At 71.6% G+C, this 26144-nt stretch carries 23 protein-coding genes; 9 read left to right on the forward strand and 14 right to left on the reverse strand.

Annotated features, from left to right (window positions below):
• Nucleotides 1-38: 38 nt before the first annotated feature.
• Both ABD287_RS07650 and ABD287_RS07655 read right to left on the reverse strand, forming a co-directional pair.
• Nucleotides 39-1256 (reverse strand): PP2C family protein-serine/threonine phosphatase, encoded by a 1218-nt coding sequence (locus tag ABD287_RS07650; RefSeq protein WP_425565521.1) that lies wholly within the window; start codon nucleotides 1254-1256, stop codon nucleotides 39-41.
• Nucleotides 1253-2422 carry a PP2C family protein-serine/threonine phosphatase gene (locus ABD287_RS07655; RefSeq protein WP_344170375.1) on the reverse strand — a complete coding sequence of 390 codons (1170 nt, stop codon included), beginning with the start codon at nucleotides 2420-2422 and terminating at the stop codon, nucleotides 1253-1255. The genes ABD287_RS07650 and ABD287_RS07655 overlap by 4 nt, the downstream gene beginning before the upstream one ends.
• 70 nt (nucleotides 2423-2492) lie before the next feature.
• Between ABD287_RS07655 and ABD287_RS07660 the strand changes: the two genes are divergently transcribed.
• Nucleotides 2493-2972: a MarR family transcriptional regulator gene (locus ABD287_RS07660; RefSeq protein WP_344170378.1), complete on the forward strand. Its 480-nt coding sequence runs from the start codon at nucleotides 2493-2495 to the stop codon at nucleotides 2970-2972.
• A gap of 151 nt (nucleotides 2973-3123) precedes the next feature.
• Here ABD287_RS07660 and ABD287_RS07665 read toward each other — a convergent pair whose 3' ends face one another.
• The 4 genes from ABD287_RS07665 to ABD287_RS07680 all read right to left on the reverse strand — a co-directional run bounded on the left by ABD287_RS07665 (nucleotide 3124) and on the right by ABD287_RS07680 (nucleotide 7030).
• On the reverse strand, nucleotides 3124-3657 hold the full coding sequence (locus tag ABD287_RS07665; protein ID WP_344170382.1) for an acyltransferase: 534 nt from the start codon (nucleotides 3655-3657) through the stop codon (nucleotides 3124-3126).
• A gap of 38 nt (nucleotides 3658-3695) precedes the next feature.
• Nucleotides 3696-4505, reverse strand: coding sequence for an ABC transporter ATP-binding protein (locus tag ABD287_RS07670; RefSeq protein WP_344170385.1), 810 nt, complete (start codon nucleotides 4503-4505; stop codon nucleotides 3696-3698).
• Nucleotides 4498-5394 (reverse strand): ABC transporter permease, encoded by an 897-nt coding sequence (locus ABD287_RS07675; RefSeq protein ID WP_344170388.1) that lies wholly within the window; start codon nucleotides 5392-5394, stop codon nucleotides 4498-4500. Before ABD287_RS07675 ends, ABD287_RS07670 begins: the two co-directional genes overlap by 8 nt.
• Nucleotides 5395-5521: 127 nt before the next feature.
• Nucleotides 5522-7030, reverse strand: a complete 1509-nt coding sequence (locus tag ABD287_RS07680) for a glycosyltransferase family protein (RefSeq protein ID WP_344170390.1) — start codon at nucleotides 7028-7030, stop codon at nucleotides 5522-5524.
• Between the two features lie 146 nt (nucleotides 7031-7176).
• On the opposite strand from ABD287_RS07680, the gene ABD287_RS07685 reads away from it, so the two are divergent.
• The 7 genes from ABD287_RS07685 (at nucleotide 7177) to ABD287_RS07715 (ending at nucleotide 14544) form a co-directional block, all read left to right on the forward strand.
• Nucleotides 7177-8541 carry a glycosyltransferase gene (locus tag ABD287_RS07685; protein WP_344170393.1) on the forward strand — a complete coding sequence of 455 codons (1365 nt, stop codon included), beginning with the start codon at nucleotides 7177-7179 and terminating at the stop codon, nucleotides 8539-8541.
• A complete protein-coding gene (locus ABD287_RS07690; RefSeq protein ID WP_344170396.1) occupies nucleotides 8538-9098 on the forward strand; it encodes a hypothetical protein in 561 nt (186 codons plus the stop codon). Before ABD287_RS07685 ends, ABD287_RS07690 begins: the two co-directional genes overlap by 4 nt.
• A 64-nt stretch (nucleotides 9099-9162) precedes the next feature.
• Nucleotides 9163-9798 (forward strand): TetR/AcrR family transcriptional regulator, encoded by a 636-nt coding sequence (locus ABD287_RS07695; protein ID WP_344170399.1) that lies wholly within the window; start codon nucleotides 9163-9165, stop codon nucleotides 9796-9798.
• Between the two features lie 106 nt (nucleotides 9799-9904).
• Nucleotides 9905-11008 carry a DegT/DnrJ/EryC1/StrS family aminotransferase gene (locus tag ABD287_RS07700; protein WP_344170402.1) on the forward strand — a complete coding sequence of 368 codons (1104 nt, stop codon included), beginning with the start codon at nucleotides 9905-9907 and terminating at the stop codon, nucleotides 11006-11008.
• Nucleotides 11005-11994 (forward strand): Gfo/Idh/MocA family protein, encoded by a 990-nt coding sequence (locus ABD287_RS07705; protein WP_344170405.1) that lies wholly within the window; start codon nucleotides 11005-11007, stop codon nucleotides 11992-11994. Before ABD287_RS07700 ends, ABD287_RS07705 begins: the two co-directional genes overlap by 4 nt.
• A gap of 80 nt (nucleotides 11995-12074) precedes the next feature.
• Entirely contained in the window at nucleotides 12075-13622 is a 1548-nt protein-coding gene (locus tag ABD287_RS07710; protein WP_344170408.1) for a glycosyltransferase family 4 protein, read from the forward strand.
• 70 nt (nucleotides 13623-13692) lie between these two features.
• Nucleotides 13693-14544, forward strand: coding sequence for an alpha/beta fold hydrolase (locus ABD287_RS07715; RefSeq protein ID WP_344170412.1), 852 nt, complete (start codon nucleotides 13693-13695; stop codon nucleotides 14542-14544).
• Here the strand turns inward: ABD287_RS07715 and ABD287_RS07720 are convergent.
• Nucleotides 14541-15023: a Scr1 family TA system antitoxin-like transcriptional regulator gene (locus ABD287_RS07720; protein ID WP_344170995.1), complete on the reverse strand. Its 483-nt coding sequence runs from the start codon at nucleotides 15021-15023 to the stop codon at nucleotides 14541-14543. The two genes, ABD287_RS07715 and ABD287_RS07720, sit on opposite strands and share 4 nt — an antisense overlap.
• A gap of 349 nt (nucleotides 15024-15372) precedes the next feature.
• On the opposite strand from ABD287_RS07720, the gene ABD287_RS07725 reads away from it, so the two are divergent.
• Complete coding sequence (locus ABD287_RS07725) at nucleotides 15373-16674, forward strand: magnesium and cobalt transport protein CorA (RefSeq protein ID WP_344170415.1); 1302 nt, start codon at nucleotides 15373-15375, stop codon at nucleotides 16672-16674.
• Between the two features lie 13 nt (nucleotides 16675-16687).
• Here ABD287_RS07725 and ABD287_RS07730 read toward each other — a convergent pair whose 3' ends face one another.
• The 7 genes from ABD287_RS07730 to ABD287_RS07760 form a co-directional block, all read right to left on the reverse strand.
• Entirely contained in the window at nucleotides 16688-18811 is a 2124-nt protein-coding gene (locus ABD287_RS07730) for a glycosyltransferase (RefSeq protein WP_344170417.1), read from the reverse strand.
• Nucleotides 18808-20229: a glycosyltransferase gene (locus tag ABD287_RS07735; protein WP_344170420.1), complete on the reverse strand. Its 1422-nt coding sequence runs from the start codon at nucleotides 20227-20229 to the stop codon at nucleotides 18808-18810. Before ABD287_RS07735 ends, ABD287_RS07730 begins: the two co-directional genes overlap by 4 nt.
• A gap of 90 nt (nucleotides 20230-20319) precedes the next feature.
• The gene (gene wecB / locus ABD287_RS07740; protein ID WP_344170423.1) at nucleotides 20320-21408 is read right to left on the reverse strand and encodes a non-hydrolyzing UDP-N-acetylglucosamine 2-epimerase; all 1089 of its coding nucleotides are present in this window, start codon (nucleotides 21406-21408) and stop codon (nucleotides 20320-20322) included.
• 223 nt (nucleotides 21409-21631) lie between these two features.
• Nucleotides 21632-22738 carry a DNA integrity scanning diadenylate cyclase DisA gene (gene disA / locus ABD287_RS07745; protein WP_425565543.1) on the reverse strand — a complete coding sequence of 369 codons (1107 nt, stop codon included), beginning with the start codon at nucleotides 22736-22738 and terminating at the stop codon, nucleotides 21632-21634.
• 214 nt (nucleotides 22739-22952) lie between these two features.
• Nucleotides 22953-24380, reverse strand: coding sequence for a DNA repair protein RadA (gene radA, locus ABD287_RS07750; RefSeq protein WP_344170433.1), 1428 nt, complete (start codon nucleotides 24378-24380; stop codon nucleotides 22953-22955).
• Nucleotides 24381-24421: 41 nt separating this feature from the next.
• Complete coding sequence (locus ABD287_RS07755; protein ID WP_344170436.1) at nucleotides 24422-25138, reverse strand: hypothetical protein; 717 nt, start codon at nucleotides 25136-25138, stop codon at nucleotides 24422-24424.
• Between the two features lie 135 nt (nucleotides 25139-25273).
• On the reverse strand, nucleotides 25274-26119 hold the full coding sequence (locus tag ABD287_RS07760) for a UbiA family prenyltransferase (RefSeq protein WP_344170439.1): 846 nt from the start codon (nucleotides 26117-26119) through the stop codon (nucleotides 25274-25276).
• Nucleotides 26120-26144 lie beyond the last annotated feature (25 nt).

Raw genomic sequence — 26144 nt, forward strand, 5'->3', positions numbered from 1 at the left:
GTCGCATGACGGGGCGGGGCCACTGCGGCCCCGCCCCGTCACTGTGCGGTGGGGCGCCGGCCGACCAGCAGGACGGCGACGTCATCGGTGAGCGGGCCGCCGTTGCGGTCCTCCGCCTGACTGATCAACCAGTCCGGCAACGAACGCCGGTCGACATCTGCTGCGGCGGGGGAGTCCAGCAGCGCGCACAGCCCCTCAACGCCGAGACGCTCGCCGGCCTGCCCGCCGTGGCCCTCGATGAGGCCGTCGGTGAACAGCAACAGGGACCAGTCCTCCCCGGGCAGGCTGGCCGTCGCCGCCGGCGCGAGTTTCGGGACGACCCCCAGCAGGCGTCCGCCGGGCGAGGTCAGCGGACGGGCCGGGGCGCCTGGTCGTAGCAGGAGCGGCGGCGGGTGCCCGGCCAGGCGCAACGTCGCGGTGTGGGCGGTCAGGTCCAGGCGCACGGTGCCGATGGTCGCGAAGATCTCCGCGGCCCGGCGCTCGCTGATGAGCACCTGCTCGACCGCGGGCAGCACGGTCGGCTCGGGCACCCCGGCCAGCACGAGCGCCCGCCAGGCCACCCGGAGCGCCACGCCAAGCGCCGCCTCCTCGACGCCGTGGCCGCACACATCGCCGATGAGCAGGTCGATCCGGTCCGGTCGGGTCTGCACCACGTCGAGGAAGTCGCCGCCGAGGACCCCGCGGTCGCGTCCCGAACGGTATCGCGAGCACACCTCGATCGCGTCGGAGGTGGCCAGCGGCTGGGGGAGCAGACCGCGTTCCAGCCGCCCGGACTCGGCCTGCCGTAGCTCCACCTCCTGAAGCCGCCGGGCATTGTCGTCGGCGCGTCGGCGTTCGACCGCGTAGCGCAGCGACCGGGCCAGCAGCACCCCGTCGGCCTGCCCTTTCACCAGGTAGTCCTGGGCGCCTTCGGCGAGCGCGGCCCGGCCGAGGTGGTCGTCGTGCCAACCGGTGAGGACGCACACGGCGGGCGCCCGCGGGGTGGAGAGGACCCGGCGCAGCGCGGGCAGGCCCCGGTCGTCGGGCAGGTCGAGGTCGAGCAGGACGCAGTCCACGCCGCCGATGAGCGGCAACGCCTCAGCCATGCTGGCGGCCACGATGAGGTGGATCGCCGTCTCGGGCCGGCCGAGCAGCATGCGTTTGCGTAGCACGTCCCGTTCGTCGTCCTCGACGAGCAGGACCCGCAGCGGCTCGATGTCGGTGGTGGACCGGCCGGCGCCGGGCGCCTGCGAGGTCGGCGGGGCCGTGGTGGTCACCGCCGCGCTCCGCGTTGTGGGCCGTGCCAGTCGAAACAGGTCACCACGGCGTCGTCGTCGAGCGGGGACCGTCCGAAGTAGGTCAGCAGGTCGCTGAGGATGGTGCGGACGGTGTCGAGCGCCGAGCTGTTGCGGGACCGGCGCAAGGCGTGCCGCATCGCCCGTTCGGAGTAGCGCACCCCGGCGCCGTCGGTGAGGTCGGTGGCGCCGTCGCTGAGGACGATGAGCCGGTCGCCGGGGAGCAGCCGCAGCCGCTGCTCGGTGTACTCGGTGTCATCGAAGGCCCCCAGCGGGGGCTGTCGGCGCAGGCTGACCGGGGCGACGTCGTCGCCGGTGAGGCGCAGCACCATGGGCGAGCCGGCGTCGACCATGCTCACCTCGCCGGTGCTGAGCGTGACCTGGAGCAGCAGCGACGCGACGTTCATCTCGCCGCGGTGGCGCGAGTACAGGGCCTGGTCGGCCAGCGACGCCTGCTCCGCCAGGCCCAGACCGGCGCGTCTGGCGTTGCGGAGGCCGTGGATGGCGACCGTGGTGAGCACCGCCGCTTCCAGTCCTTCGCCCATTCCATTGGTGACGGTGAAGGTGAACTCGTCGTCGTTGCGGGACCAGTCGAAGTTGTCGCCGCGGACGGCGTAGGCGGGCTCCAGTTGGCCGGCGAAGTCGAAGTCGTCGCGGCTGTGGCCGCGACCGGGCAGTAGCGACCACTGCATCTCGGAGGCGAGGGTGAGCCGGCGGACGCGGCGCAGCAGCACGTACCGGTCGGTGACCCGGTCGCAGGCGGCCAGCAGGTGGGCGAAGCCGTCAGTGAGCAGGAGCAGCCGGGCGGCGAGGGCGCTGTCGGGTGTTCCTGGCAGTGTCATCCTGAGGACGCCGAGCCGGTCGCCCCGGACCGAGACCGGCAGGTGCAGGCGCCAGCGGCCGTCCGCGTCCTCGGTGTCGTGGGGGCGCTGGCTCGTGAAACACGCGGCGGCCGGTCCCGCGCTCAGGCTTTCCTGGCCGTGGTCCGGCGCGAGGACCGGCATCAGGCAGACGAGCTGGTAGTCGGCGAGCAGAAGCTCGATCCCGGACGCGTCGAACTCGGTCCGCAGGCCATCGGCGAGGGCTTCGACGAGCAGGTGCGCCGGTGCGTTGATCATGTTTTGATTGATGCGTAGCAGCGGGTCCATGGCCTCATCCTTCCGGTCGGCGGGGCGCGGGGTCCGGTCTGGACGAGCCGGGGACGGGTGGAGGCAGCCGATGACACGCCAGCGACTGGCTGACCCGACCACACCGGCGCCTGCCCCGGACGCTCATGGCGCCGGCGCCTCGGCCGTCGTCATCGCGGCGGGGGATCTGGACGAGGCGGTGGACCTGGTCCTGGCCTGCAGCGACGAGGCCCGTGAGCTGGCTGAACCACGGCTGTCGCACCTGCAACTCCAGGCATTGGTGATGATCGATCGCGGCGCCGGGCTGAATCTCGCCGGGCTGGCCGTGTCGCTGCACATCGGAGTGTCGTCGGCGAGCCGGCTGTGTGACCGCCTGGAGGCTGCTGGGCTGGTGGACCGTGACCCGCGGGCCGGGAACCGACGTGAGGTGACGTTGGCGCTCACCGGCGACGGAAGTCGGCTGCTCGCACGGGTGCGGGACCACCGTCGGGCGGCTGTCCGGGCGGCGCTGGCGCGGCTGGTGGTCGACCAGGCGCCGGCCCGGCCGGCGCTGCGGTCGGTGCGGCCGTAGCGTGGCTCTGGTCCGCGACTCGCGTTGACTCACGGGCCGACCCCGCCCTTCTGAAGGCCTGCCATCGTCTGTCGTCGATCGCCTGCGGCGTGTGGTGGCCCGCCGAGCATACGCTTGCCATAGTGCAATAGTTGTGGATCGAGGGCAAATTTCAGGGGCGGACGGTGAGCCCGATGGGCGGCGTGGCCGGATCGCGGGAGACGACCTCGCCTTTCTCATCCACCCATCCCTTCGGCCGGGCCGGGTTGCCGGCCACGAGCTGGAACGGGGCCACGTCCTTGGTCACCACCGAACCGGCGGCGATCATGGCATATTCGCCGACGGTGATCCCGCAGACCAGCGTCGCGTTGGCGCCGATGGACGCGCCCCGCTTCACCAACGTCGGGGTGATCGTCCAGTCCGGGTTCTGCGCCCGCGGCCGGAAGTCGTTGGTGAACACCGCGCACGGTCCCACGAAGACCTCGTCCTCCAGCGTGACGCCCTGGTAGACCGAGACGTTGTTCTGGATCTTCACCCGGTCCCCGACGACCGCCTCGGCGTCGACGTAGACGTTGCGTCCGATGACGCAGCCGGCGCCGACGCGTGCCGAGGACCGCACATGCGCCAGGTGCCAGATCCTGGTCCCGGCGCCCACCTGCGCGCCGGCCTCCACGTCCGCGGTCGGGTGTACGAAGTCAGCGTTCATGGCTCCACTCTCCGTCGACGGTCGGGGCGCCCGACCGTTCACTTGCCGTTGACGAACTTCTCGTACTCGGGCACGACCTCGTCGGTCGGCCCGTCCATCTTGAGGACGCCGCCCTCCAGCCAGATCGACCGTTCGCAGGTGTCCCGGATCGAGCCGATGGAGTGGCTGACGAGGAACACGGTCCCCGCCTCGGCCCGCAGCTGCTTGACCCGGGCCTCGCTGCGCTTGCGGAAGCGGGCGTCGCCGGTGGCGAGGGCCTCGTCGATGAGCAGCACGTCGTGCTTCTTGGCGGCGGCGATGGAGAACCGGAGCCGGGCCGCCATGCCGGACGAGTAGGTGCTCATCGGCAGGGTGCTGAACTCGCCCCGCTGGTCGATGCCCGAGAACTCGATGATCTCCGGAGTGAGCTGGCGGACCTGCTCGGGGCTCATGCCCATCGCCAGGCAACCCAGCGCGACGTTGCGCTCGCCGGACAGCGTGTTCATGAGCGCGGCGTTGACGCCCAGCAGCGACGGCTGGCCGAGGGTGTAGATGTGCCCCTGCTGGACCGGCAGCAGGCCGGCGACGGCCCGCAGGATCGTCGACTTGCCGGAGCCGTTGGTGCCGATGAGGCCGATCGCCTCGCCCCGGTAGGCGGTGAAGCTGATTCCTTTGATCGCGTGCACCGTCTTGACCTGGGTCGCGGGCTGGCCGCTGAGCATCCGCCGCAGCCCGGCCACCGGGCTCGACGATCCGGACGCCCGGCCATGGATCTTGTAGACGACGTGGACGTCGTCGACGATCACGGTGGGGATGCGCTCGCCGCCGAGGGTGGTGGAGGCGACGGTCTCTCGGGGGGTCTCAACCACGGCCGTACTCCTGTTCGCCACGCCAGAAGAAGAGGTAACCGCCGACGCCGACCAGCAGCGCCCAGCCGAGGCCCAGGGTCCAGAGCAGCCAGACCGGCGAGCCCAACGGGGCGGTCTCCATCAACGAGTGGCGCATGAGCTCGATGTAGATGAGCAGCGGGTTGGCCTTGAGGAGGGCCGACACCGCGTCGGGGATCTCCGGACTGTCGAAGAGGGCGACGCTGTAGAGCACCGCCGAACCGTACATCCAGGTCCGCAGGATGAACGGCATGATCTGTTTGAGGTCACGCATCCTGGCGCCGATCCGGGCCATCGCCAGGGCGAGTCCGGCGTTGAAGATCGACTGGAGCAGCAGCGCCGGCACGACCAGCAGCCACTCGAAACTGAGTGGCTCCCCGGTGAGCAGGACGATGGCCGCCAGGACGGCCATCGAGGCGATGATGTTCTGCAACTGCACCAGCGTGAGCGACAGCGGCAGGCTGGCCCGGGGGAAGTGCAGCGCCCGGATGAGGCCGAGGTTCCCGGCGATCGCCTGTAGTCCCGAGCTGACGGCGGTCTGGGTGAAGATGAAGACGAACAGCCCGGTGCACAGGTAGCCGATGAAGTTTGTCGGACGGCCCGGCGAATCGACGATCAGGCCGAAGATGAGGAAGTACACCGCGGCGTTGGTCAGTGGGGTGAGCACTTGCCACAGCCGGCCGAGCGCGGTGCTGCTGTACGAGGACGCCACCTTCGCGTTGGCGTAGGCGACGATGAAATGCCGGTACGCCCACAGCTGTCTGGTGTACCGCAGCAGACCGGGCCGGGCGCCGGCGACGGTCAGGCCGTGCCGTGCGGCCAGCGCCGCGGATGATCCGACGTCCGGTTCGGCTATCGCCGGTTCGGCCATGGGGGCGCTCCGATCTGGCTGGGGGGTGCGCGGGGGCTGCGTCGTGATTATGCCCTACGTCGATACGGAACCGTAGCGTCGAGGGTCAACTGCTGCCGCAGGGCATAACGATCGCCGGAGCGACCACTCACACATCCGTCGCAGGCAGCAGCAGCCGGTCGAACTCCGGGGCGACAACCGGCCAGTTCCAGGTCGCCACCGCCAGCGCCTGCGCCGCCGCTCCAGCGGCCCGCCAGACTCGCTCATCGGCGGTGAGCGCCGCGATCCGATCGGCCGCCCCCCGTGGGTCGTCCACCACCCAGTCGGCCGGGAAGAGGCTCCGGGCCCCGGTGCTCCGACCGGCGAAGAACGGCCAGTCGCGGACCACCGGCACGGCGCCGCTGGCCGCCCCCTCGACGAGCGCGCAGTGGAAACTCTCCCGAACCGAGCTGCTGAGGATGACGCCGATTCCGCGAAGTGTCCCCGGCACGTCCGCGGTGTGTTCACGCCTGTCGACAGCGTCGGCGCCGAGGGCGTCGATGTCCGCGTCGAGACCCTCGCGGTAGCGACGCGCCACCGGTCCGGCTTTCGTGCTGATCTCGCCGCCCACGAGAGCGAGCCGGTAGCGCGGGTCGATCCTGCGCAGCTCGGCCAGCACCGCCACCGCCCAGCGCGGGTCCTTCGCGACGCTGCTGACGCCGATCACCCCCACGGTGAACCGGGCATCGGCCGGCTTGTCGCCGGCGAATCCGGTCAGGCTCATGGCGTTGGGCGCCACGTGGAGTCGGGGCGCCGACCCGGCGGTCAGGCGCGGATCGACGGAGATCGCCAGGTCCCGCAGGTGTTCGGAGACGAAGACCAGCTCATCGACCCGGGACAGGTCCATGAGCTGCGGCCAGACCGTGAAGATCTCGAAGCTGTGCAGCCGGGCCACGACGCGGGTGGCGCCCGGGTCGATCAGGGTGAGCGTCGCGGCGGCCAGGACGCACCAGTCGACGAAGACGGTGTCAGCCCAGTCCAGGTGCGGCTGGAGCCACTGGCGGACGGCGTCGCCGTACTCGTCGGCGCCGCCGAGCCGGTGCTCCATCACCGTGACCGCTCCCACCAGCAGCCCGGCGGCCGCGGGGTCCTCGGCCAGGTGCGCGTACCGCAGCTCCACCCCGGGGTGCTCGGCGTAGCGCTCGCGAATCTCGCGCAGAAAGTGCGGGTTCCCGTTGGTGAGGACGAGCAGCCGCAGCGGTCGGTCGGCCGGGGGGTCGGTGGCGGGCACGGCGCGTCCACGGGCGGCGGTCAGCTGATTCACGGTGGCCGACTGCCGCCACCGTGCCAGGAAGGTGGCCGGATCGCTGGCGAGCGGCGAATGCAGCGAGTCGAAATGGATGGCGCGGTGGAAGAGCAGGCGGGCGGCGTCGTTGACGGCCTCGGCCGCCTGACGGGTGGCGCCTGCCGCGTGCCAGTGGTCAGCCAGGTCGAGTTGGGATGCCGCCACCGTCGTCAGGTCCGCCGGAATCCGCCCGCGGGCCAGCTCCGCGAACGCTCGGTCGCTCAGCTCACGCGCCCGTCGTGCCAACGCCCGACTCCGCCAGCTACCGATGGGCCGGAAGGAGAGCGACCGCCATCCTCGCTGGATGGTCGCCTGGCCGTCGCGTTTTCTCACGGCGTCAACCTAGGGGATGTGGGCCCGATGGGGAAAGCACGTCAGACTCGGACCTGTTCTGTCACCTTCGATACAATGAGCCACATCGTTCCTGGCTGAATGCCCGATAATGCTCCGGTTTATTCCGATTTGAACTAAGGCTGCAGATGAGCTCCTCGCCCCGCGTGCTCTATCTGGGCTTCTTTCTCCCGCCCTCGCGGGCGAGTGGAGTCTTCCGGACCCGCGCGACCGCCAACCACCTCGCCCGCGCCGGTTTCGACGTCACCGCGTTCGGCGCCCCGCTGCGTTTCCTGCGCGATGTCGTCGGCTCTGTGGACGAGAGCATGGTCGACACAGTCGATTCGCGCATCACCCTGATCCGCCCCGAGCTGAACTATTTTCCCTGGGAAAAAGACATCCGCCAATTCGGGCTATTGCGTCGTAACTCCCCGGTGCTCGCGCTGCGGGCCCACCGGTGGAAACTGCGCCGCGGCTTCCCGGAGGCCTACGCCTCCTGGGGCTGGCAATGCGTGCGGACCGCGATTCGACTGCACCGGAAGCGACCGTTCGATGTGGTGCTGGCCACCGGGAACCCCTTCTCCGCCTTCGGCGCGGCGTGGGCGATCAACCTGCTGCTCGGCGTCCCGTACGTCCTGGACTATCGCGACTCCTGGACGCTGAACCAGTTCACCGACGAGCCCGCGCACCCGGCCGACCACGGCTCGTGGCGGTGGGAGCGCCGGGTTCTGTCGCGGGCGTCGATGATCATCCATGTCAACGAAGCGCTTCGTGCCTGGCACGCCGAGCGGTATCCCGCTGACGCCGACCGGATGGTCGTCGTCGCCAACGGCTGGGACCCGGACCTGCTCGATCTGGACGCCGCGCCGCCGCCCGCCAGCGGCGCCCGGCCGCCGCAGTTCACGTTCCTCGGCACCGTCACCCATGTGCAACCCCTGGAGGAGCTGGTCGCAGCCTTCCGGGCCGCGCGAGCCCACCCGGATCTCGCCGGGGCGCAGCTCAGCATCTACGGACATCTGGGCTTCTACCGGCATACCGCCGATCCGCTACGCCGGCGGCTGGGACTGCCCGACGGCGCTGACGAATCCGCCGACGGCGTGCGCTACCGCGGTGCGGTGGATAAATCGGGCGTCGCCGCGGTCTACGCGGAGGCCGACGTGCTCGTCTTCTGCACCGGCGGCGCGCGCTACATCACCTCCGGCAAGGTCTTCGAGTACATGGCGGCGGGGAAACCGATCGTCTCGGTCCACGGTCCGGGCATCGCCGCGCAGGAGGTGTTGCGGGGATATCCGCTGTGGTTCACCGCCGAAAGCCTCGACCCGGACGCCATCGCGGCGACCATGGTCGCCGCAGGTCGCGCGGCGGCCGAGTTGACCGAGTCGCAGCGGGCGGCGGCCAGACGTTGGGCGGACCGCTACCGGCGGGAGGTGTTGCTGGCGCCTCTGGCCGACCGGTTGCGCGAGCTTGCCGCCGCGCCGCGTCGCTGGCGTCGACGACGGGGAAGTCCGTCATGACCCGCCATACCGTCCTGCTGTCGTTCGCGGCGACGCCCCGCCCGCCGGTGCTGCGGGCGGTCCACCGCCTTCGCGAGATCGGCGACCGGGTCACGGTGCTGGCGCTCACCGGGGCGGGCTGGGAGGAACTGGCCGCCGCCTCGGAGATCGCGCTCATCACCGCCGACGGGGCGGAGCTGCGTCACCCGGCGCGGGCGCCGATCGAACTGGTCCTGCGACGGGCGCCGCGGGCGTTCCTGCGACGGGCGTCGGGGATCGGCCTGCGGCATCCGGCGATCCGACCGGTCGGCCGGGTCGCCGGTCGGTTGGCGGACCTGCACGGCCGCCTCTACGGGGCCTACAACCGCCGGATCTTCATGCCTGTCTATGGGCTGACGGTTCGTTCGACGGTGCTGGCGACGACCTTCGAGAGAGTGCTGCGGGAAGTGAGCCTCGGCCCGGTGGACCGGATCATCGCCGCGGACACCCTCGCTGTCACCTGCGCCTGGCGGCTCGCGGCGCGGCATCCGACGGCGTCAGCCACCACGGATCTGACCGTCGCCGACCAGGAACAATGAGGGTTGCCCGTTGGTATCAGGGCGTCGATACGCAACCGTAGCGTCGCTACGCTAGGCTCTGGCGGTGGCCTTGGTCGAGAACAAGCACGCGGCGGGCCGAGCGCCCGCCGGCGCCGCCGTGCTCCGTCGTCATGTGACGACCGCGATTCGTCTCGCGGTCATGCAGGAGCTGGCCGAGGGCGGCTACGGCCGGCTCTCCATCGAGGCGGTCGCCCGGCGGGCCGGGGTCGGCAAGACCACCGTCTACCGGCGTTGGTCGTCCAAGCTGGAGATGGTCGTCGAGATCATCGCCGAGGTGGCGGGTCGGCGGCTGCCTGTGCCGGACACCGGCAGCCTCCACGGCGACCTTGAATTGATCATGAACGCGGTGGTGGCGGCGCTCGCGCATCCGCTCGCGTCGCAGATCGTCCCCGACCTGCTCGCCGAGGCCGCCCGGACCCCGGAGATCGCCGAGGCGCTGCTGGCCACGTTGCGCGCGCACCAGCGCGACATCGCCGCCGCGGTCGTCGGGCGGGCCGTCGGCCGCGGCGAGCTGCCCGCCGACGCCGACGCCGAGTCGGCTGTCGACTTCATCGTCGGCCCGCTCTACTGGCGGCTGGCGGTGCTTCGCGCCCCGCTGCCTGACGGGTATGTCGGCCGTCAGGTGCAGGCGGTGATCGAAGTGCTCAGCGGCCAAGCCGCGCCGGTCCCCTCCGGGTAGGCGTGTGATCGCGGCGCCCGGCCAACAGCGCTGAAACTGTCTTTTATGTCTGAAACGTTACGATTATTTATTGAATTTCAGCCTCACCGTCACAGGAGGTAGACGTATGTCCGGGCTTGAGAACGAGGCGATCCCCCCAGCGCGCCCGATCATCGGGGAAGCGGAGATCGAGGCCGCTGTCCGGGTGCTGCGCAGCGGCATGGTCGTCCAGGGCCCGGAGGTCGCGGCCTTCGAGCAGGAGTTCGGCGAGCTGGTCGCCGGCCGGCACTGCGTCGCCGTCAACTCCGGCACCTCGGCGCTACAGCTCACCCTGATGGCGTTGGGCTTCGGACCCGGTGACGAGATCATCGTCCCGTCGTTCTCGTTCGCGGCCTCCGCGAACGCGATCCGGCTCGTCGGCGCCGTCCCGGTCTTCGTGGACATCGAGCCGGCCAGCTTCTGTCTCGCCCCAGGCGCCGTGGCCGCCGCGATCACGCCCAAGACCGTCGGCATCATGCCGGTGCACCTCTACGGCCACCCGGCGGCGATGGACCAGATCATGGCGCTGGCCGACCAGCACAGCCTGGCCGTCATCGAGGACGCCGCCCAGGCCCACGGCGCCGCGCTAGGCGGCGCCCCGGTCGGGGCGTTCGGGACAGCCGGCTGCTTCAGCTTCTACCCGACCAAGAACATGCACTCGCTCGAAGGCGGCATGATCACCACCGCTGACGCCGGCCTCGCCCGTACCCTGCGCCTGCTGCGTAACCAGGGCATGGAGCAGCGGTACGCCAACGAGATCGTCGGCGCCAACATGCGGATGACCGACGTCGCCGCCGCGATCGGCCGCGAGCAGCTCAAGCAGCTGCCCGGCTGGACCAAGCAGCGCCAGGCCAACGCCGCCTTCCTCGACGGGGCCATCACGGCCGTGACCACGCCGTCGGTCGCCGGCGGCGCCGAGCACGTCTACCACCAGTACACGGTCCGGGTCCCGCAGGACCGCGACGGCCTCCAGGCGTTCCTGCGCGAGCGGGGCGTCGGCAGCGCCGTCTACTACCCGACGCCGATCCACCGGTTGCTGCCCTACCTGGTCGACGGCCAGCCCGGACCGTGGGACCTGCCCGAGACCGAGAAGGCCGCCCGCGAGGTCCTCTCGCTGCCGATCTTCCCGAGCCTCACCGAGGGCCAGCTGCGCCGGATCGCCGACGCCGTCAACGAAGGAGCCACCCGATGACCGCCAAACTCCGCGCCGGCCTCATCGGCCTGGGCGCCATGGGCCGCAACCACGCCCGGGTGCTGTCGCACCTGGCCGGCGTCGAGCTGGTCGGCATCATGGACCCGGCCGGCGACCCGAATGGCGCCGCCCCCGCCACCGTCGTCCCGACCCTGGACGACCTGCTCGCCCTGGGCGTCGACTACGCCGTCGTGGCCTGCCCGACCGTCCTGCACGAGCAGGTGGGGCTGACCCTCGCCGAGCGCGGCGTGCACGCGCTGATCGAGAAGCCGCTGGCGCACACCGTCGAGGCTGGCCGCAAGCTCGTGGCGGCGTTCGAGGCCCAGGGCCTCATCGCCGGCGTCGGCCACATCGAGCGGTACAACCCGGCTCTGCTCGGCCTGCGGTCGCGGCTGGAGAACGGCGAACTTGGCGACGTCTTCCAGGTCGTCACCCGCCGCCAGGGCCCGTTCCCGCACCGGATCGCCGACGTCGGCGTGGTGATGGACTTGGCCACGCACGATGTCGACCTCACCAGCTGGGTCACCGGTCAGGACTACACGGACGTCTCGGCCCGTACCGCCTCCCGCAGCGGCCGCCCACATGAGGACGCCGTCACCGCCGTCTGCACCCTGACCGACGGCACCGTCGTCAACCACCTGGTGAACTGGCTCAGCCCGTTCAAGGAGCGGTCGACGGTCGTCACCGGTGAGAAGGGCTGCTTCATCGCCGATACCCTGCACGCGGATCTGACGTTCTTCGCCAACGGCGCCATCGACACGGAGTGGGAGGCGATGCGCACCTTCCGTGGCGTCGCCGAAGGCGACCAGATCCGGTTCGCCATCGCCAAGCGTGAGCCGCTGCTGGTGGAGCACGAGCGGTTCCGTGACGCCGTCGAGGGCAAGGACAGTGGGATCGTCACCCTCGCCCAGGGCCTGCGCACGGTAGAGGTGTGCGAGGCGATGCTGCGGTCCGCCCGCGAGGGGAGCACCGTCTCCTGCCGGTAGCGGCGCGCGTTAGGCATAGGTAGGGGCGGGGTCGGTCAACCGGCCCCGCCCGCGCCATGCCTGTCGCTTCCGGAGGTCCGATGAATGCTCACGACGGCGCCCAGACGCCGCCCGGTCGGGTGGTGATGCTCGTCGACAACGGCGTCCAGGGCGATTCCCGGGTGCAGAAGTCCGCCGAGTCGATGGCCGCCCTCGGCTGGGAGGTCGTCCTGCTGGGGATCCGCCAGAGCAACAGCGTCGAGCTGGAGTGGCGCATCGGCGGGGCGAGCGTGCGGCTCCTGCCGGTGGCGCGGCCGATGGGCGTCCACCCGTCGCAGTTCCGGCGCTCGTGGCGACGGCCCCTGGCGTACCCGACCGGACGGACCGCCGCCCACCAGGTGGCGGCCGCGCGGGCCCGCCGGGCTGAGTGGTCGCACCGCCGCGCGATGCTCAAGGCCACCGGCCGGTCCGCCCCTGTGGATCTCCTTGGACGCGTGGTGGTCAGGCTCGGCCGCGACGTCGCCCGCGCCACCGAGCTGTGGGCCCGGTTCCGCGCTCGCGAGCTGACCCGGCTCCGGGCCGCCCAGAACGACCCGGACAACGCGCTGACCAGGGCGTACATCCGCTTCTGGCAGACCGTGTCCGGGCGCCGGAGCTGGCGGCGGCTCGACCCTGGCCTGTGGGACTACGAGCTGGCGTTCGGCCCGGTCATCGACCGGCTCAAGCCCGACATCATCCACGCCAACGACTTTCGGATGGCCGGCGTCGGCGCCCGGGCCACCCTGCGGGCGCGGCTGGCCGGGCGGCGGACCCGGATGGTCTGGGACGCGCACGAGTTCGTCGCCGGCGTGCAGCCCCGGGCCGACAACCCGCGCTGGCTGCCGGCGCAGGTCGCCTACACCGACGAGCACGTGCGGCTCGCCGACGCGGTGGTGACGGTCTCGCCGACCCTGGCACAGATGCTCAAGCACACCCACGACCTGCCGACCCTGCCGGAGGTGGTGCTCAACGCCCCCGACACCGGACGGCCGGCTGACAGCGCCGACGAGCCCCTGCCGGACATCCGGGCCATGTGCGGGATCGACGATGAGACGCCGCTGCTGGTCTACTGCGGCGGCGTGAACGCCCGCCGAGGTCTCGACACCATGATCGAGGCGCTGCCGGCGCTGCCCGGGGTCCACGTCGGATTTATTACGGTTCGCCCGGGGGTGAACAACGCCGCCTCCGACGCCCTGGTCGACCTGGCCGCCGAGCGCGGCGTCGCCGACCGGGTCCACCTGCTGCCCTACGTGCCGCACTGGCAGGTGTCAGCGTTCCTGGCCCCCGCCGACGCCGGCGTCATCCCCCTCCACCATCAGCCGAACCACGAGATTGCCCTGATCACCAAGTTCTTCGAGTTCTCGCACGCCCGGCTGCCGATCGTCGTCAGCGACGTCAGAACGATGGCCGAGACCGTCGCCGAGACCGGGCAGGGCGAGGTGTTCGAGGCCCAGAACCAGGTCGACTACCTGCGCGCAGTCCGCGCCGTCCTGGACGACCCGAAGAAGTACCGGGCCGCCTACGACACCCCGGGCCTACTGGACTCCTGGTCCTGGCCGGCGCAGGCCGCCAACCTGGACCGGGTGTACCGGAAGCTGCTCGACCCCTGACAAGCCGGCGCCGGCGGTCCGCTCCCGCACGGGGCCCCCTAGCCGAACGGAACAGACTACGGTCGGGCGCATGCCAGCGGCGAACCTCACAGCGGGTGTTATCGAGTACCTCGACTCCGGCGGTGACGACCGTCCCGTCCTGGTGATGTTCTCTGGGCTGTTCGTCGGTGTATCGATGTGGCGTCACGTCGTCGCCGAGCTCGGCGACGAGTTTCGTTGCGTGATTCCGCAGCTCCCGCTGGGGGCGCACCACACACCGATGCGGTCAGGCGCCGACCTCAGCGGCCGGGGCCTCGCCCGGCTCCTTGCCGAGTTCATGGAACGTCTCGGTCTTGAGAACGTCACCCTCGTCGGCAGCGACTGGGGCGGAGCGCAACTGATGGTCGCCGAAGGCGTCGATACCAGAGTGGCGCGGTTGGTGCTGCTCCCGCAGGAGGCGTTTGACAACTATCCGCCAGGCTTCGCGGGTAGGTCGGTCTGCCTTGCCGCGAGGATTCCGGGCGGCCTCACGCTGGCGTTGCAGCAGATGAGGATCCGCTTGATGCGGAGGTCCGCGTTGACGTTCGGGCGGATGTCCAAACGCCCCATCCCCGACGACGTGTTGGATTCCTGGCTCGCTCCGGCGTTGCATCGGCCAGAGATCCGTAAGGATGTCGAGAGCTACCTGCGGGCGACCGTCACAGGCGACTACCTCCGGGCGGCCGAGGCGTTGACCCGGTTCGACCGACCTGCGTTGGTCATCTGGGCTACTGAGGACAAGCTGATGCCCGTGGCGCACGGGCGCAGGCTCGCCGACATCCTGCCGAACGGTCGGCTCGTGGAGATCGCGGACAGCTACACGCTGATCCCGGAGGATCAGCCGGCGGCGTGCGCTGCGGCGATCCGCGACTTCGTCCGGAGCACGTTTCGGGTCCGTCCCTAGAGCTCGTCCATGGCCCTGGTGATCAGGTGGCGGGCGTCTTTCCCGTAGACGGCTTGGCCGTCTAGCATCTCAAACAGCCGCTCGTACATCGCGATCTCTTGGGGCCGCACGACCTTCAGCTCCGCGGTTGGGGTAGCGACGACGACACAGTCTGAGTCGTGAATCCAGAAGCCCACGGCATCAACGCCGTACTTTGGAGTGGCTGTTGGCACGATGCCGAGGCGCACGAACGGCAAGCGCGTGATCCACAGCAGGTGGGCGAGCTGCTGTTCATGGTCGGCAGGGTTGTCGGTGTACCTCGCTCTGACGGCTTCCTCGTACAGGACCACGGCTAGGCGCTTGCTCTGGTGCAGCGCTACCTGGGCGCGGCTCTGGCGGAAGGCAACTGTTTCGTCCATGTCGTAAGGCGCATTTAGAAAGCGGTACCAGAAGGAGAGAACACCGCGCATATAGGCCTCGGTCTGGAAGATGCCAGGCAGCCGGTCGTGAGGTTCATCAAGGTAAGGACCGGCAGCATCAAAACGGCCTCGGAGCGGACCTGGGGCAGAGCCGCCGTCTGATGTAGGAGGCCCCGTGGTCGGCCCAGGCTGCGCTTACCTGTCGCGGCATCCGACAACCTCAGCCTGCGCTGGGGCACTGTGTGCGAGCGACCTTGTCCGTTCCGTGTGCGAGCAGATGTCCAGCTCGCTGCCCGGGCGCCACCGGCGCCTCGTACGGTCCCGCAACGGCGCGAACCGGCTCGGCACCGGCGCGCCGTGTCGCCCGACGATCAACTCAGCCGTAGCGTCCTGGGATAGACCGGCGAGTTCACGAGCGCACTCCGCCTCGGTGATCGCGATACCCAGCCGCCGCATCCGCTCCGCCAACACCCCCGACGACGATCGGTTCGCTGTCGACCAGCACGCCGTCGGCCGGGAACAGAGTCCGGCCGAGTGCTCCCGGCCGGCGAAGAACCGCTCGATCGCTGACGGGGCGGCGCCGACCGCAGGTGACACGGTCTACCGTGAGGTGGCGCGTCGCTGGGCAGCGGCGCAAGAGAGGACACCACGCATGGGAGCCCGTCCACCCTCGATGATCTCCCGCATCCTCGGCCTCGGCGAGGCAGCCGCCCCGCGGCAGCCCACCTCGGTCGCTCTGCCGGGCGTGACCGAGCTGGCGCTCTACGTGGCCGGTCGACGCCAACCGGCCGGCGACCTGTCCCGGGCGCTTACCCTCGCCCGACGCTCGCGCGACGGTTTCATCTGGCTCGACCTGCACCAGCCCACCGCAGAGACAATGGCCACCGTCGGGCTCCAGCTCGATCTGCCGGACCTGCTGGCCGCGTCGGCGGCACAGGGCGGCCACCGACCGGGCGTGGAACGATTCGGCCAGCTCACCGTCGTCACCCTCCGCACCGCCCGGTACGTCACGCACGCGGAGCTGACGCCGACGTCCGAGGTGGTGGACACCGGCGCCGTCCTGATCATGGTGGGGGACCATTTCGTCGTCACCGCTCGGCACGGCGCCGGCAACGCCCTGGCCGCTCTGCGCGCCGATGTCGAGCAGAGCCCGAGCCGGCTCGCACTGGGACCGTGGTCGATCGCACACGAGATCTGCAGCGATCTGACCAACCAGTACCTGCGGGTCGCCGCCCAGGTGGATCTGGACCTGGAGCACGTCGAGGAGACGACCTTCCACCGGGAGCGTCGGCTCGACGTGGCGCAGGTCTACCAGATCAAGCGCGAGATCGTCGAGTTCCGGCGGGCGGTGGTGCCGTTGGTGGCGCCGCTGCGGTCGCTCATCGAACAGAGCCCCGCCGACCTGCCCGAGCGGCTGCGCGAGTACTTCATGGACGTCTCCGGCCGGCTCGGCCGCGCCGCCGACCAGATCACCTCGTTCGACGAGCTGCTCAACTCTGTCCTACAGGCCAGGCTCGCACAGGTGACCGTCGAACAGAACCATGACATGCGCCGCATCGCGGCCTGGGCCGCCATCGCCGCCACCCAGACATTCATCGCCGGCATCTACGGCATGAACTTCGAGCACATTCCGGAGCTGAGTTGGCGCTACGGCTACTACCTGGCGTTGCTGTCGATGGCGACTGTGGGCGTGGTCATGTACCGGCTGTTCCGCCGCTCCGGCTGGCTGTGACCGGCTGCGACGATCAACCGCCGAAGAAGAGGCGGTCGTAGTCGCGGGCGACGACGTTCCAGTCCCAGGTGGTCAACGCGTGCCGTGACGCCGCCGCTCCCTGCTCCCGCCAGACAGCCTCGTCGGCGGTGTTCGCGATGATCCGTTCGGTGGCCTCGGCCGGTGTGCTGACGACCCAGTCGGCCGGGAACAGCGTCCGGGCCGAGTGGTCCCGGCCGGCGAAGAACGGCCAGTCCCGCGCCACCGGCAGGGCGGCGCTGGCGGCGCCCTCGACCAGGGCGCAGTGGAAGCTCTCCCGCACCGAGCTGCTGAGGATGACGCCGATCCCGGTGAGGGCCGACGGCACGTCCTCGACGTGGCCCCAACGCTCGACGGCGCCCGCGGGCGTCAGCTCGCCGATCTCACGTTCAAGTTCCCGCAGGTAGCGGGCAGCGGCGCCGCTGGCCCTCGGGTTGATGTCCGAGCCGAGCAACACCAACCGGTACCGGTCGTCGCGCCGCCGCAGCAGCCGGAGCACCTCGATCGCCCAGCGCGGGTCCTTGGCGACCGCGCTGATCCCCACCAGACCGAGGACGAACCGCGCCTGCGCGTCCTTCGGGCGGGGCAGCTTCGTCAGCTCCATCGCGTTGGAGATCACGCGGGCCCGGGGCGCGGTCGGCCCGACCAGCGCCGGGACCGCCCGCAGCGTGAGGTCGCGCAGGTGCTCGGAGACGAAGATGATGTCGTCGACCCGGGAGAAGTCGACCATGTGCGGCCACAGCGTGAACGTCTCGTAGCTGTGCAGCCGCACGATCACCCGGGTGGGGCCCGGGTCGATGAGCGTCACCAACGCCGCGGACGCCGCGCACCAGTCGATGAAGATGGTGTCGGCCCACTCCAGGTGCGGCTTGAGCCACTCGGTCACCTCGTGCCCGTAGGCCGAGTCGCCAGCGAGGATGTGGCTGATCATCGCGGAGTCGCGCCTGGTGAGCGGCTGGGTGTTCGGGTCCGAGTCCAGGTCCAGGTAGCGGGTCTCGCAGTCCGGATGGGTGGCGTAGCGGGCCCGGATCTCGCCGAGGAAGTTGTCGTTGAGGCGGGTGATGAACAGGATCCGCTGGCGCCGGCCGGTCGGCGGCTTGGCGGCCCTGGCTCGGCCCCGGCAACCGGCGAGCGCCCGGCCGACCTCGCTGTGGTAGATCGGCGCCAGGAACCCCGCGGGGTCGTCGACCAGCGGCGAGGACAGCACGTCGAAGTGGATGCCGCGGTGGAACAGCAGGGCGCTCGCCGTGCTGACGGCGGCGCCGGCGCCCTGGGCGTCGCCGCGCCGCAGGCACTCGTCGGCGAGGGAGAGCTGGCTGCCCACGACGCTGGCGAGGTGCTCGGGGACGCGGCCCTGGGCCAGCTCGGCGGCGGTGGCCCGGCTCGTCAGCTGGGCGCGTCGCCGGGTGTCGCGGACCTTCCTCGCCACCGCCACCGCGGTCGCCGTCGCCGCTTCCACCTGCTCGGCCCGCAGCATGCTGTCGTAGACCCGGTTGGCGAGGCCGATCCGGCGGGTGTCCGACAATCCGGGCGCGGTCACCACCGTGCGCCAGATACCGCGGCCGATTCTGGTCCGCATGATCCGTTTCCCGGCGAGTCGGCGGGCGAGGCCGCGGCCCCGGTCGGTGGCCGACCGCAGCACGCCGCGCGCCGCCAACGTCGGCGAGGGCATGGACAGCAGCATCCGACGGGTGGCGAAGTGGGCCGGGTTCGCCAGCCGAGCCTGGACGGCGTTCGCCGCCGGTGTCAGTCCGTAGACGGCGTCGGCGTGTCGGTTGCGTTGTGCCAGTTGCCACACGGTGTGGATGGCGCGGGGGTCCAGCGCCACCAGGACGTCCGCGCGGGCGCCGCGGCGGCGGAACACGCCGTCGCGCTCAGCGAAGATCCACATCTGACGGCCTGGCTCAGCCCGCCGCACCCGCCGGTCGAACGACGGGTCGTCCTCCGGCCCGACCAACCACCGGGCCTGCGCCAGCGACGCGGGCAGGTCCAGCTCCGCCGGATCGAACAGGCACGCCAGCAACACGCGCGCGCCGCCGGACTGGAACCGCCGCAGCGTCTGCTCCAGGACGCCGCGGCGGGTCGGCACGACGGCCGCGACCAGCACGATGTCGATCACCGGGCCACCTCCTGCGGAGCGCTGTTGACGCCGGACCGGACGGTCAGCGCCGTCAGATACTCGGCCGCCGGGGCGATCTGCGCCGCCCGGGCGTACCGCTGGGCGAGGGCGCGGCCCGTCGTCCGTTGCTTATCGGTCGCGGCGCGGGCCAGCCGGGCCGCCGCCGCGAACCGGTCCGCCAACGCCGTGGGCTCCAGCCCCACCGCCCCGGTCCACAGCGGATGCCCGGTCAGCACGTTGCTCGCGTCGTGGTCGACGGCGTGCGCCGACACGACCGGCAGGCCGCTGGCCATCACCTCGTACACCTTCCCCGAGGTCACGTACCGGCCGCCGACGAGCATGAGCACGATCGCGTCCCACCGGCCGTAGGTGTCGGCGACGTCAGCCTTGGCGACCGGGCCGCCGAACGTCACCCCGTCCGGGGCGGCGGCGCGCAGCAACTCCATGTGGGCGTTGTCCTCCCGGGCCGAGCCGGCGCCGATGTGCCCGCGCACCTCGAACGTCGCGCGCGCCAGCAGCGGCTCGTCGCGCCGGGCCAGCCGCCAGCCGGCCAGCACCGACTCCAGGAACGCCGGCTTGAAGTTCACCGAGCCGAGGTAGCCGAACGTCAGCCCGGCGTCCGGGGCCGGGGTCGCGCGGTCGGCCGGGTCGGGCAGGCTGTCGGGGTCGAAACCGTTGCGGACCACCCGGACGCGGTCGGCCAGCTCGGGGTAGCGGTCGCGGTAGAAGTCGGCGATCGGGTCGTTGACGCACCACACCGCCAGCGCGTGCTCCAGCGCGCGGCTCTCCCAACGGCCCGCCACGGAGTCCTTGGGGAACGCCTCGCCGCCGCCGATGACGTCCACCGACCAGCCGTCGCGGAAGTCCACCGCGTACGGGACCTGCTCCTCGTCCCACAGCCGCACCGTGGCGGCCAGGTTCACGTACGGGGCGCAGGTGGTGAGCAGCAGGTCGGAGGGGCGCTCGCGGTGCGCCCGCAGCAGCGCCCGCTCCAGCTCGATCCGCCAGCCGCCGAATACCGGCTCGGGGAACAGCTTCTGCTCCCGTTCGCGCAGTTCGGTCAGCCACCGGCCGGGGTTGAGGGTGCGCTTCTCCGGGAAGGCCCGGATGTCGGTCTCCAGGTCGGCCCGGAACAGTGGCAGCCCGATCACCCGCACCCGCGGGTCGACCCCTTCTGAGAGGGTGTGGTCGAGCCCGAACTCCCGCTCCCACGCCTGGTCACAGATGGTGATGACGGTGACGTCCCAGCCGAGCGCGCAGAACTGGTTGGCGGTCTCCCGCATCCGGTACGCGCAGCTCTTGGCCGCAGGCGGGAACCCGATCGCCAGGTAGAGCAGGTGCGGTCTGCCGCCAGGGGTCGGCTGGCCGCTACGGCGCCGTCGTCGCGGCAGCGAGGGGTGTGGACGCGCACTGGTCATCGTCGCTCCGTCGATCGTGGAAGGGGTCGGGGACGGGTCATCGTCGCGGTGGATCGTCGGCGGGCTCGGGGGCGTCGGCCGGCCGTCTGGTCAGCTGGTCGCCTCGGCAAGGACGCGGGCGACGAGCTGGGCGGCGTGCCCGTCGCCGTACGGCTCTGCCCGGCCGGCGGCCGGCGCCGCCCTGGTCGCCACGGACCGCCAGCGGTCAGCGCCGAGGTCTGCCGGCTCGGGGGCGAGGATGTTCCATTCGTGGGCGAGGGTCTCCACCCACTCCGTTTCGGGCCGCAACGTCGTGCAGGGACGTTCCAGCAGGTACGCCTCCTTCTGGAGGCCGCCGGAGTCGGTGACGACGCCGATCGACCCGAGCACGGCGGCGACCATGCCCGCATACGGCAGCGGGCGCCCGGCCCGCACCGCGCCACGGCTGAGTTTGAGGCCCTGCGCTTCGGCGCGGGCCACCAACCGGGGGTGCGCCAGCAACGCGACCTGCACCGGCAGGACAGCCAGGGCGTCGATGAGGGTGGCGAGGCGGCGGGGGTCGTCGGTGTTCTCGGCCCGGTGCAGCGTCGCGACAAGGTACGGCAGCCCCGGGTCGATGCCCTCGGGCAGCGTGGGCGCCTCGTGCCGCCCGGCGATGACGGCGTCGCGGACCTGAAGGCACACGTCGGCCATGACGTCGCCGACCAGTCGTGACCGTCCGGCCAGGCCCTCGGTGGCGAGGTGACGCATGGCCTCGTCGGTGGGCGCCAGCAGCAGGTCGGCGGCATGGTCGGTGAGGACCCGGTTGTGTTCCTCGGGCATCCGCCGGTTGAAGGAGCGCAGGCCGGCTTCCAGATGCGCCACCGGCAGATGCTGCTTCACCGCCGACAGGGCCGCGGCGATGGTGGAGTTCGTGTCGCCGTAGACGAGCACCCAGTCGGGGCGCTGCCGTTGCAGAACGGCGTCGAGCGCGGCGAGCATCGACCCGGTCTGGACGCCGTGGGCGCCGGAGCCGATGCCCAGGTGCTCGTCCGGGTCGGGGATGCCCAGTCCGGTGAAGAAGACGTCGGAGAGGTCGGCGTCGTAGTGCTGGCCGGTGTGCACGATGACGTGATCGGCGCCGGCCGTCGCGAACGCCGTCGCCATCGGCGCCAGCTTGATCAGTTGCGGTCGGGCGCCGACGACGCTGACAACCTTCACCTTGTACGCCTCCGCCGGGTGCGTCAGTGATGACGCGGGCGTTGGCGCGGCGTGGCGCCGGTGTGTTCCCCCGACGGCCGGCGCACGCACCCGAGCCCTATTGCCCGATATGCCCGCAGTGAACTGGTTCCTAGGGAACTATCGGGCCGGCATCGAGCCGAGTGACGGGGAAGCGGCGAGGCTCAGTCGTGCGTGGGCAACACGACGGCAGATGCTGACAAAATCAGACGTAACGCTCTAGGATGGACGCCTCCGCGAGCCGGGAGAGCCCTTCCCGGACCCCCCGCGCGCGAGCATCGCCCACCCCATCCACGGTCTGAAGGTCCTCGACCGTCGCCCCGAGCAGCCGCTGAAGGCTGCCGAAATGCTCCACCAGACGGTCGATCACCGCAGCTGGGAGCCGTGGCACCTTCGCCAACAGTCGGAATCCGCGCGGGCTGATCGCCGACTCCAGAGCATCGGTCGCGCCGGGGTAGCCCAACGCCTTGGCCACCGCCACCAGATCGATGAGCTCAGCGGCGCCGAGCAGATCCAGCTCGACCAGGGCCTCGTCCAGGGTGCGGGCCTTGCGGCCCGAGGGCAGGTAGTCCCGGATCACCAGGGTCCGGTCGGCGTCCACGCCGGCCATCAGCTCATCGAGTTGGAGAGCCAGCAGTCGGCCGTCGGTGCCCAGCTCGACCACGTACCCGGCGATCTCGTCGGCGATCCGCCGGACCATCTCCAACCGCTGCACGACCGCCACCGCGTCGCGCACCGTGACCAGATCCTCGATCTCCAGTGCCGACAGCGTGCCGGAGACCTCGTCCAGCCGCAGCTTGTACCGCTCCAGCGTGGCCAGCGCCTGGTTCGCCCGGGACAGGATCGCGGCCGAGTCGTCCAGGACGTGCCGCTGGCCGTTGACGTACAGCCCGATGATCCGCATGGACTGGCTCACCGAGATGACCGGATGCCCGCTCTGTTTGGCCACCCGCTCGGCGGTCCGGTGCCTGGTGCCAGACTCCTCCGACGGAATCGACGGATCCGGCATGAGGTGCACCGCCGCGCGCACGATCCGGGTCCCGTCGCTGGACAGCACCACAGCGCCGTCCATCTTGCACAGCTCCCGCAGACGCGTCGCCGAGAACTCGACATCAAGGGTGAAACCGCCGGTGCATAGCGTGTCGACCAGTCGGTCGAAGCCGAGCACGACCAAGGCCCCCGTCCGCCCGCGGAGGATACGCTCAAGGCCGTCCCGTAAAGCGGTGCCCGGCGCCATGAGGGCCAGCGTGGCGCGGACCGGGTCGCCGGTCGCGTTGCTCAACACGTTGGCCGCCGGCCCGCTCGGGCCGATCGTCGGGCCCGCGCCGACGGACGCGGACACGCCGGCCGCCGCAGAGCCTGCGGTGAGGGCGCGGGAAGCGTCGCGGTCGATCGGCACGCCGACAGTCTACGGACAGACCCCCACCTGGTGCCGGCATGGTGTGACGCAGCACCCACCGACCGGCCGGCCACGCCCCGGGCGACGGCGGTAGGAAACGGAAGCCGCGGATGTTTCCGGCGGGTGGTCACTCCGCCGACACCCGGGCGGCCCAGTGCAGGGCCGACCGCACGTCGGAGACCTCGATCACCCGCAGGCCGTCGGGAACGGCGCCGTGATCGGCGCTGTCGGCGCCCGGCGGCGCCAGCGCCACGGTGAAACCCAGCCGCGCCGCCTCCGCCAGCCGCCGCCCGACCGCTCCGACCCGGCGCACCTCGCCGGTGAGGCCGACCTCGCCGATGGCCACCAGCCGGGGCGAGACCGCCAGGTTCAAGCCGCCCGAGGCGACCGCGAGCGCGACCGCCAGGTCCGCCGCCGGCTCGATCACCCGGATGCCGCCCACGGTGGCCGCGAAGACCTCGCGATCGTGCAGGGTGAGCTTCTCGGCCCGTCGTTGCAGCACCGCCAGGACCATCGCCAGCCGGGCGCTGTCCAGCCCGGAGACGGTGCGCCGCGGCGAGCCGGCGACGGTCGCCCCGATGAGCGCCTGGACCTCGGTCACCAACGCCCGGCGCCCCTCCATCGCCACCGTGACGCAGGTGCCGGGGACCGCCTCGGCGTACCGGGTCAGGAACAGCCCCGATGGGTCGGCCAGGCCGGTGATGCCGCGCTCGTGCATCTCGAAGCAGCCGACCTCGTCGGCCGGCCCGAACCGGTTCTTCATCCCGCGCACCAGTCGCAGGGCTGAGTGCCGGTCGCCCTCGAAGTGCAGCACCACGTCGACGAGATGCTCCAGCACGCGCGGTCCGGCGACGTTGCCGTCCTTGGTGACGTGCCCGACGAGAACAGTGGCGATGCCCCGCTCTTTGGCGACCGCCACCAGCGCGGCGGTGACTGCCCTGACCTGGGTGACGCCGCCGGCCACCCCGTCGGCGCCGGACAGCGAGAACGTCTGCACCGAGTCGAGGACCAACAGCCCGGGTTGAACGGCGTCGAGGTGGCCGAGGACCGAGCCGAGGTCGTTCTCGGCGGCCAGGTAGAGGCGGTCGTCGAGGGCGCCCAGACGCCCGGCGCGCAACCGCACCTGACTTACCGACTCCTCGCCGCTGACCACGAGCGCGGGGGTGTGGCCGGCGACGGCCCACTGCTGCGCCACGTCGAGCAGGAGCGTCGACTTGCCGACGCCGGGCTCCCCGGCGAGCAGGACCACCGCTCCGGGCACCAGTCCCCCGCCGAGCACCCGGTCCAGCTCGCCGATCCCGGTCGGGCGGGCCTCGGCGGGGGCGGCGCTGATGGTGCTGATCGGCCGGGCCGGCTCGCTCGGCGTCCGCGCGGCGACCGCCCGGCCGGCGACGACCGGACCGGTCAACGTCCGTTCGACTACCGCGCCCCACTCCTGGCACTCCGGGCACCGGCCGACCCATTTGGGTGGTTGGTGCCCGCAGTTGTCGCACTCGTACGCGGGGCGCGGCTCGCGTGATCCGCGCTGTCGGGACGGCGCTGGGTTGGTGGTCACGCTGGCAGGCTACGCCGAGCCTCCGACATGGTCGGTGGGAGTCAGTGGCCGCCCTCGTCCGGGCCGCCGGTCTGACGCGGGAGCGGCGTCAGTGGCGTCGACACGGTGGCGTCCACGTCGATCACCAGGCCGTTGGAGAAGTCGAATCGCAGCGGCACGCCCATACCGCCCTTGAGCGCTGCCGACAATCCGACGACCTGGAGGAACGACTCCTGTCCTGGCCGCAGCGCCAGCGTCCCGGCGACCGGGACGCTCAACTGGGCCTCATCCCCGGCGGGCTTGGCCGTGCCACCGGCCGGGCTCGCTGACGGCCTCGCCGCCGACGGCGTGGCGATCGGCGACGCTGAGGCGGCGGCGTCACCGGTCTTGCCCGCGCTGTGCCTGGCGGCCGCGGCGGCCGCGTCCCTGCCCTGTACGAGGGTGACGGATTCGGCGCCGACGAGGTGCGCCAGCCCGGTGTCCGGGCGGACGCTCGCCCGGACGGTGACCGGCGCTGTCGTGTCGTTGAACAGGCTGAGCGACAGCGGGGCCGTTCCGCCCTTGGGGTACCCGTGGCTGTCGAAGACGATGACAGCGTCCCGGACTGACACGACTCCGCCGTCAGGCAGCGACGCGGACGCGTTGACCCCGGCCACCGACGGCCTCTTCTTCGCGGTCTCGGCGATCTGCCCGGCCGAGCAGCCGGATACCAGCAGGCTGGCGGTCAGCGCCGCGCCGGCGAGCAGCGCGGCCCCCCGGCGGTTGGTCGAGCGCGTCACGGCGGTCCTCCCTTGAACCCATTCAGTGCCCTTGAAGCCGTCAGCGGGCCCTGGGCGCCCGTCAGCGGGCGCACCGCGTCCAGCCTAGTGGGCGGACCGTCCCGCTCTGCGTGGACCCGCCAGGCCGCCAGCGCCTCACCCGCGTAGCGCCGCGACCTCGCCCACGAGCAGCGCCACATCGACGACAGCCAGAGCCATGACCGCCCGGAACGCGGTGACCCGTCGCCGGCCCAGCCGGTGTGCCCGACGGTCGGCCAGCCACCCCGCAGGCAGCGCAAACAGCGCCGCGGCGGCCGCCGCCAGCGCGGGCCCCGTCGGCGCTCCGGCCGGCCCGAGGACCAGCGAGGCGGTGGCCGCCAGCAACAGCGCGGCGGCCACCCCCTGACTGCCGGCGACGCCGAGTCGCTGCGGCAGCCCGCGTACGCCGACGCGGGTGTCCTCAGCGAGGTCGGGCAGCGCGTTGGCGAAGTGCGCGCCGGCGCCGAGCAGGCCGCCGCCGACGATGAGCCACACCGGTGGTGGGATCGGCGCCGGCGCCGAGAGCAACACGAATGTCGGCAACGCGGCGAAGGACACCAGGTACGGCAGCGCCGAGGCGACCGTGAGTTTGAGCGGCCAGTCGTAGAGCAGCGCGCTGCCCAGCCCGAGGAGCGCGACGGCCGTCGCCGGCCACGGATGGGTCGTGGCGAGCGCGACCGTGACGAGAGCGGCCACGCCGGCGGCGAGCGCCACAGCCCGCCGGCTGACGTCGCCGACGGCGACCGGCTTGTCGGCCCGGCGGACCGCCCGGTCCCGCCGGGCGTCGATCGCGTCGTTAGCCCAGCCGACGGCGAGTTGGCTGGCCAGCACCATCGCCGCGACCCTGACGGTGGGCCCTGCCGGGTGGCCGACCCCCACCGCGAGCACGGCGGCGACGCAGGTGACCGCGACTGCCGGCGCCGGGTGGCTGGCCTGGATCATCGCCCGCGTCCATGCCAGCATGTGGGCCACAGTAGAACGGCGCGTC

Origin of the sequence: Pilimelia columellifera subsp. columellifera, from assembly GCF_039532605.1 — a bacterium.
Taxonomy (GTDB): domain Bacteria; phylum Actinomycetota; class Actinomycetes; order Mycobacteriales; family Micromonosporaceae; genus Pilimelia; species Pilimelia columellifera.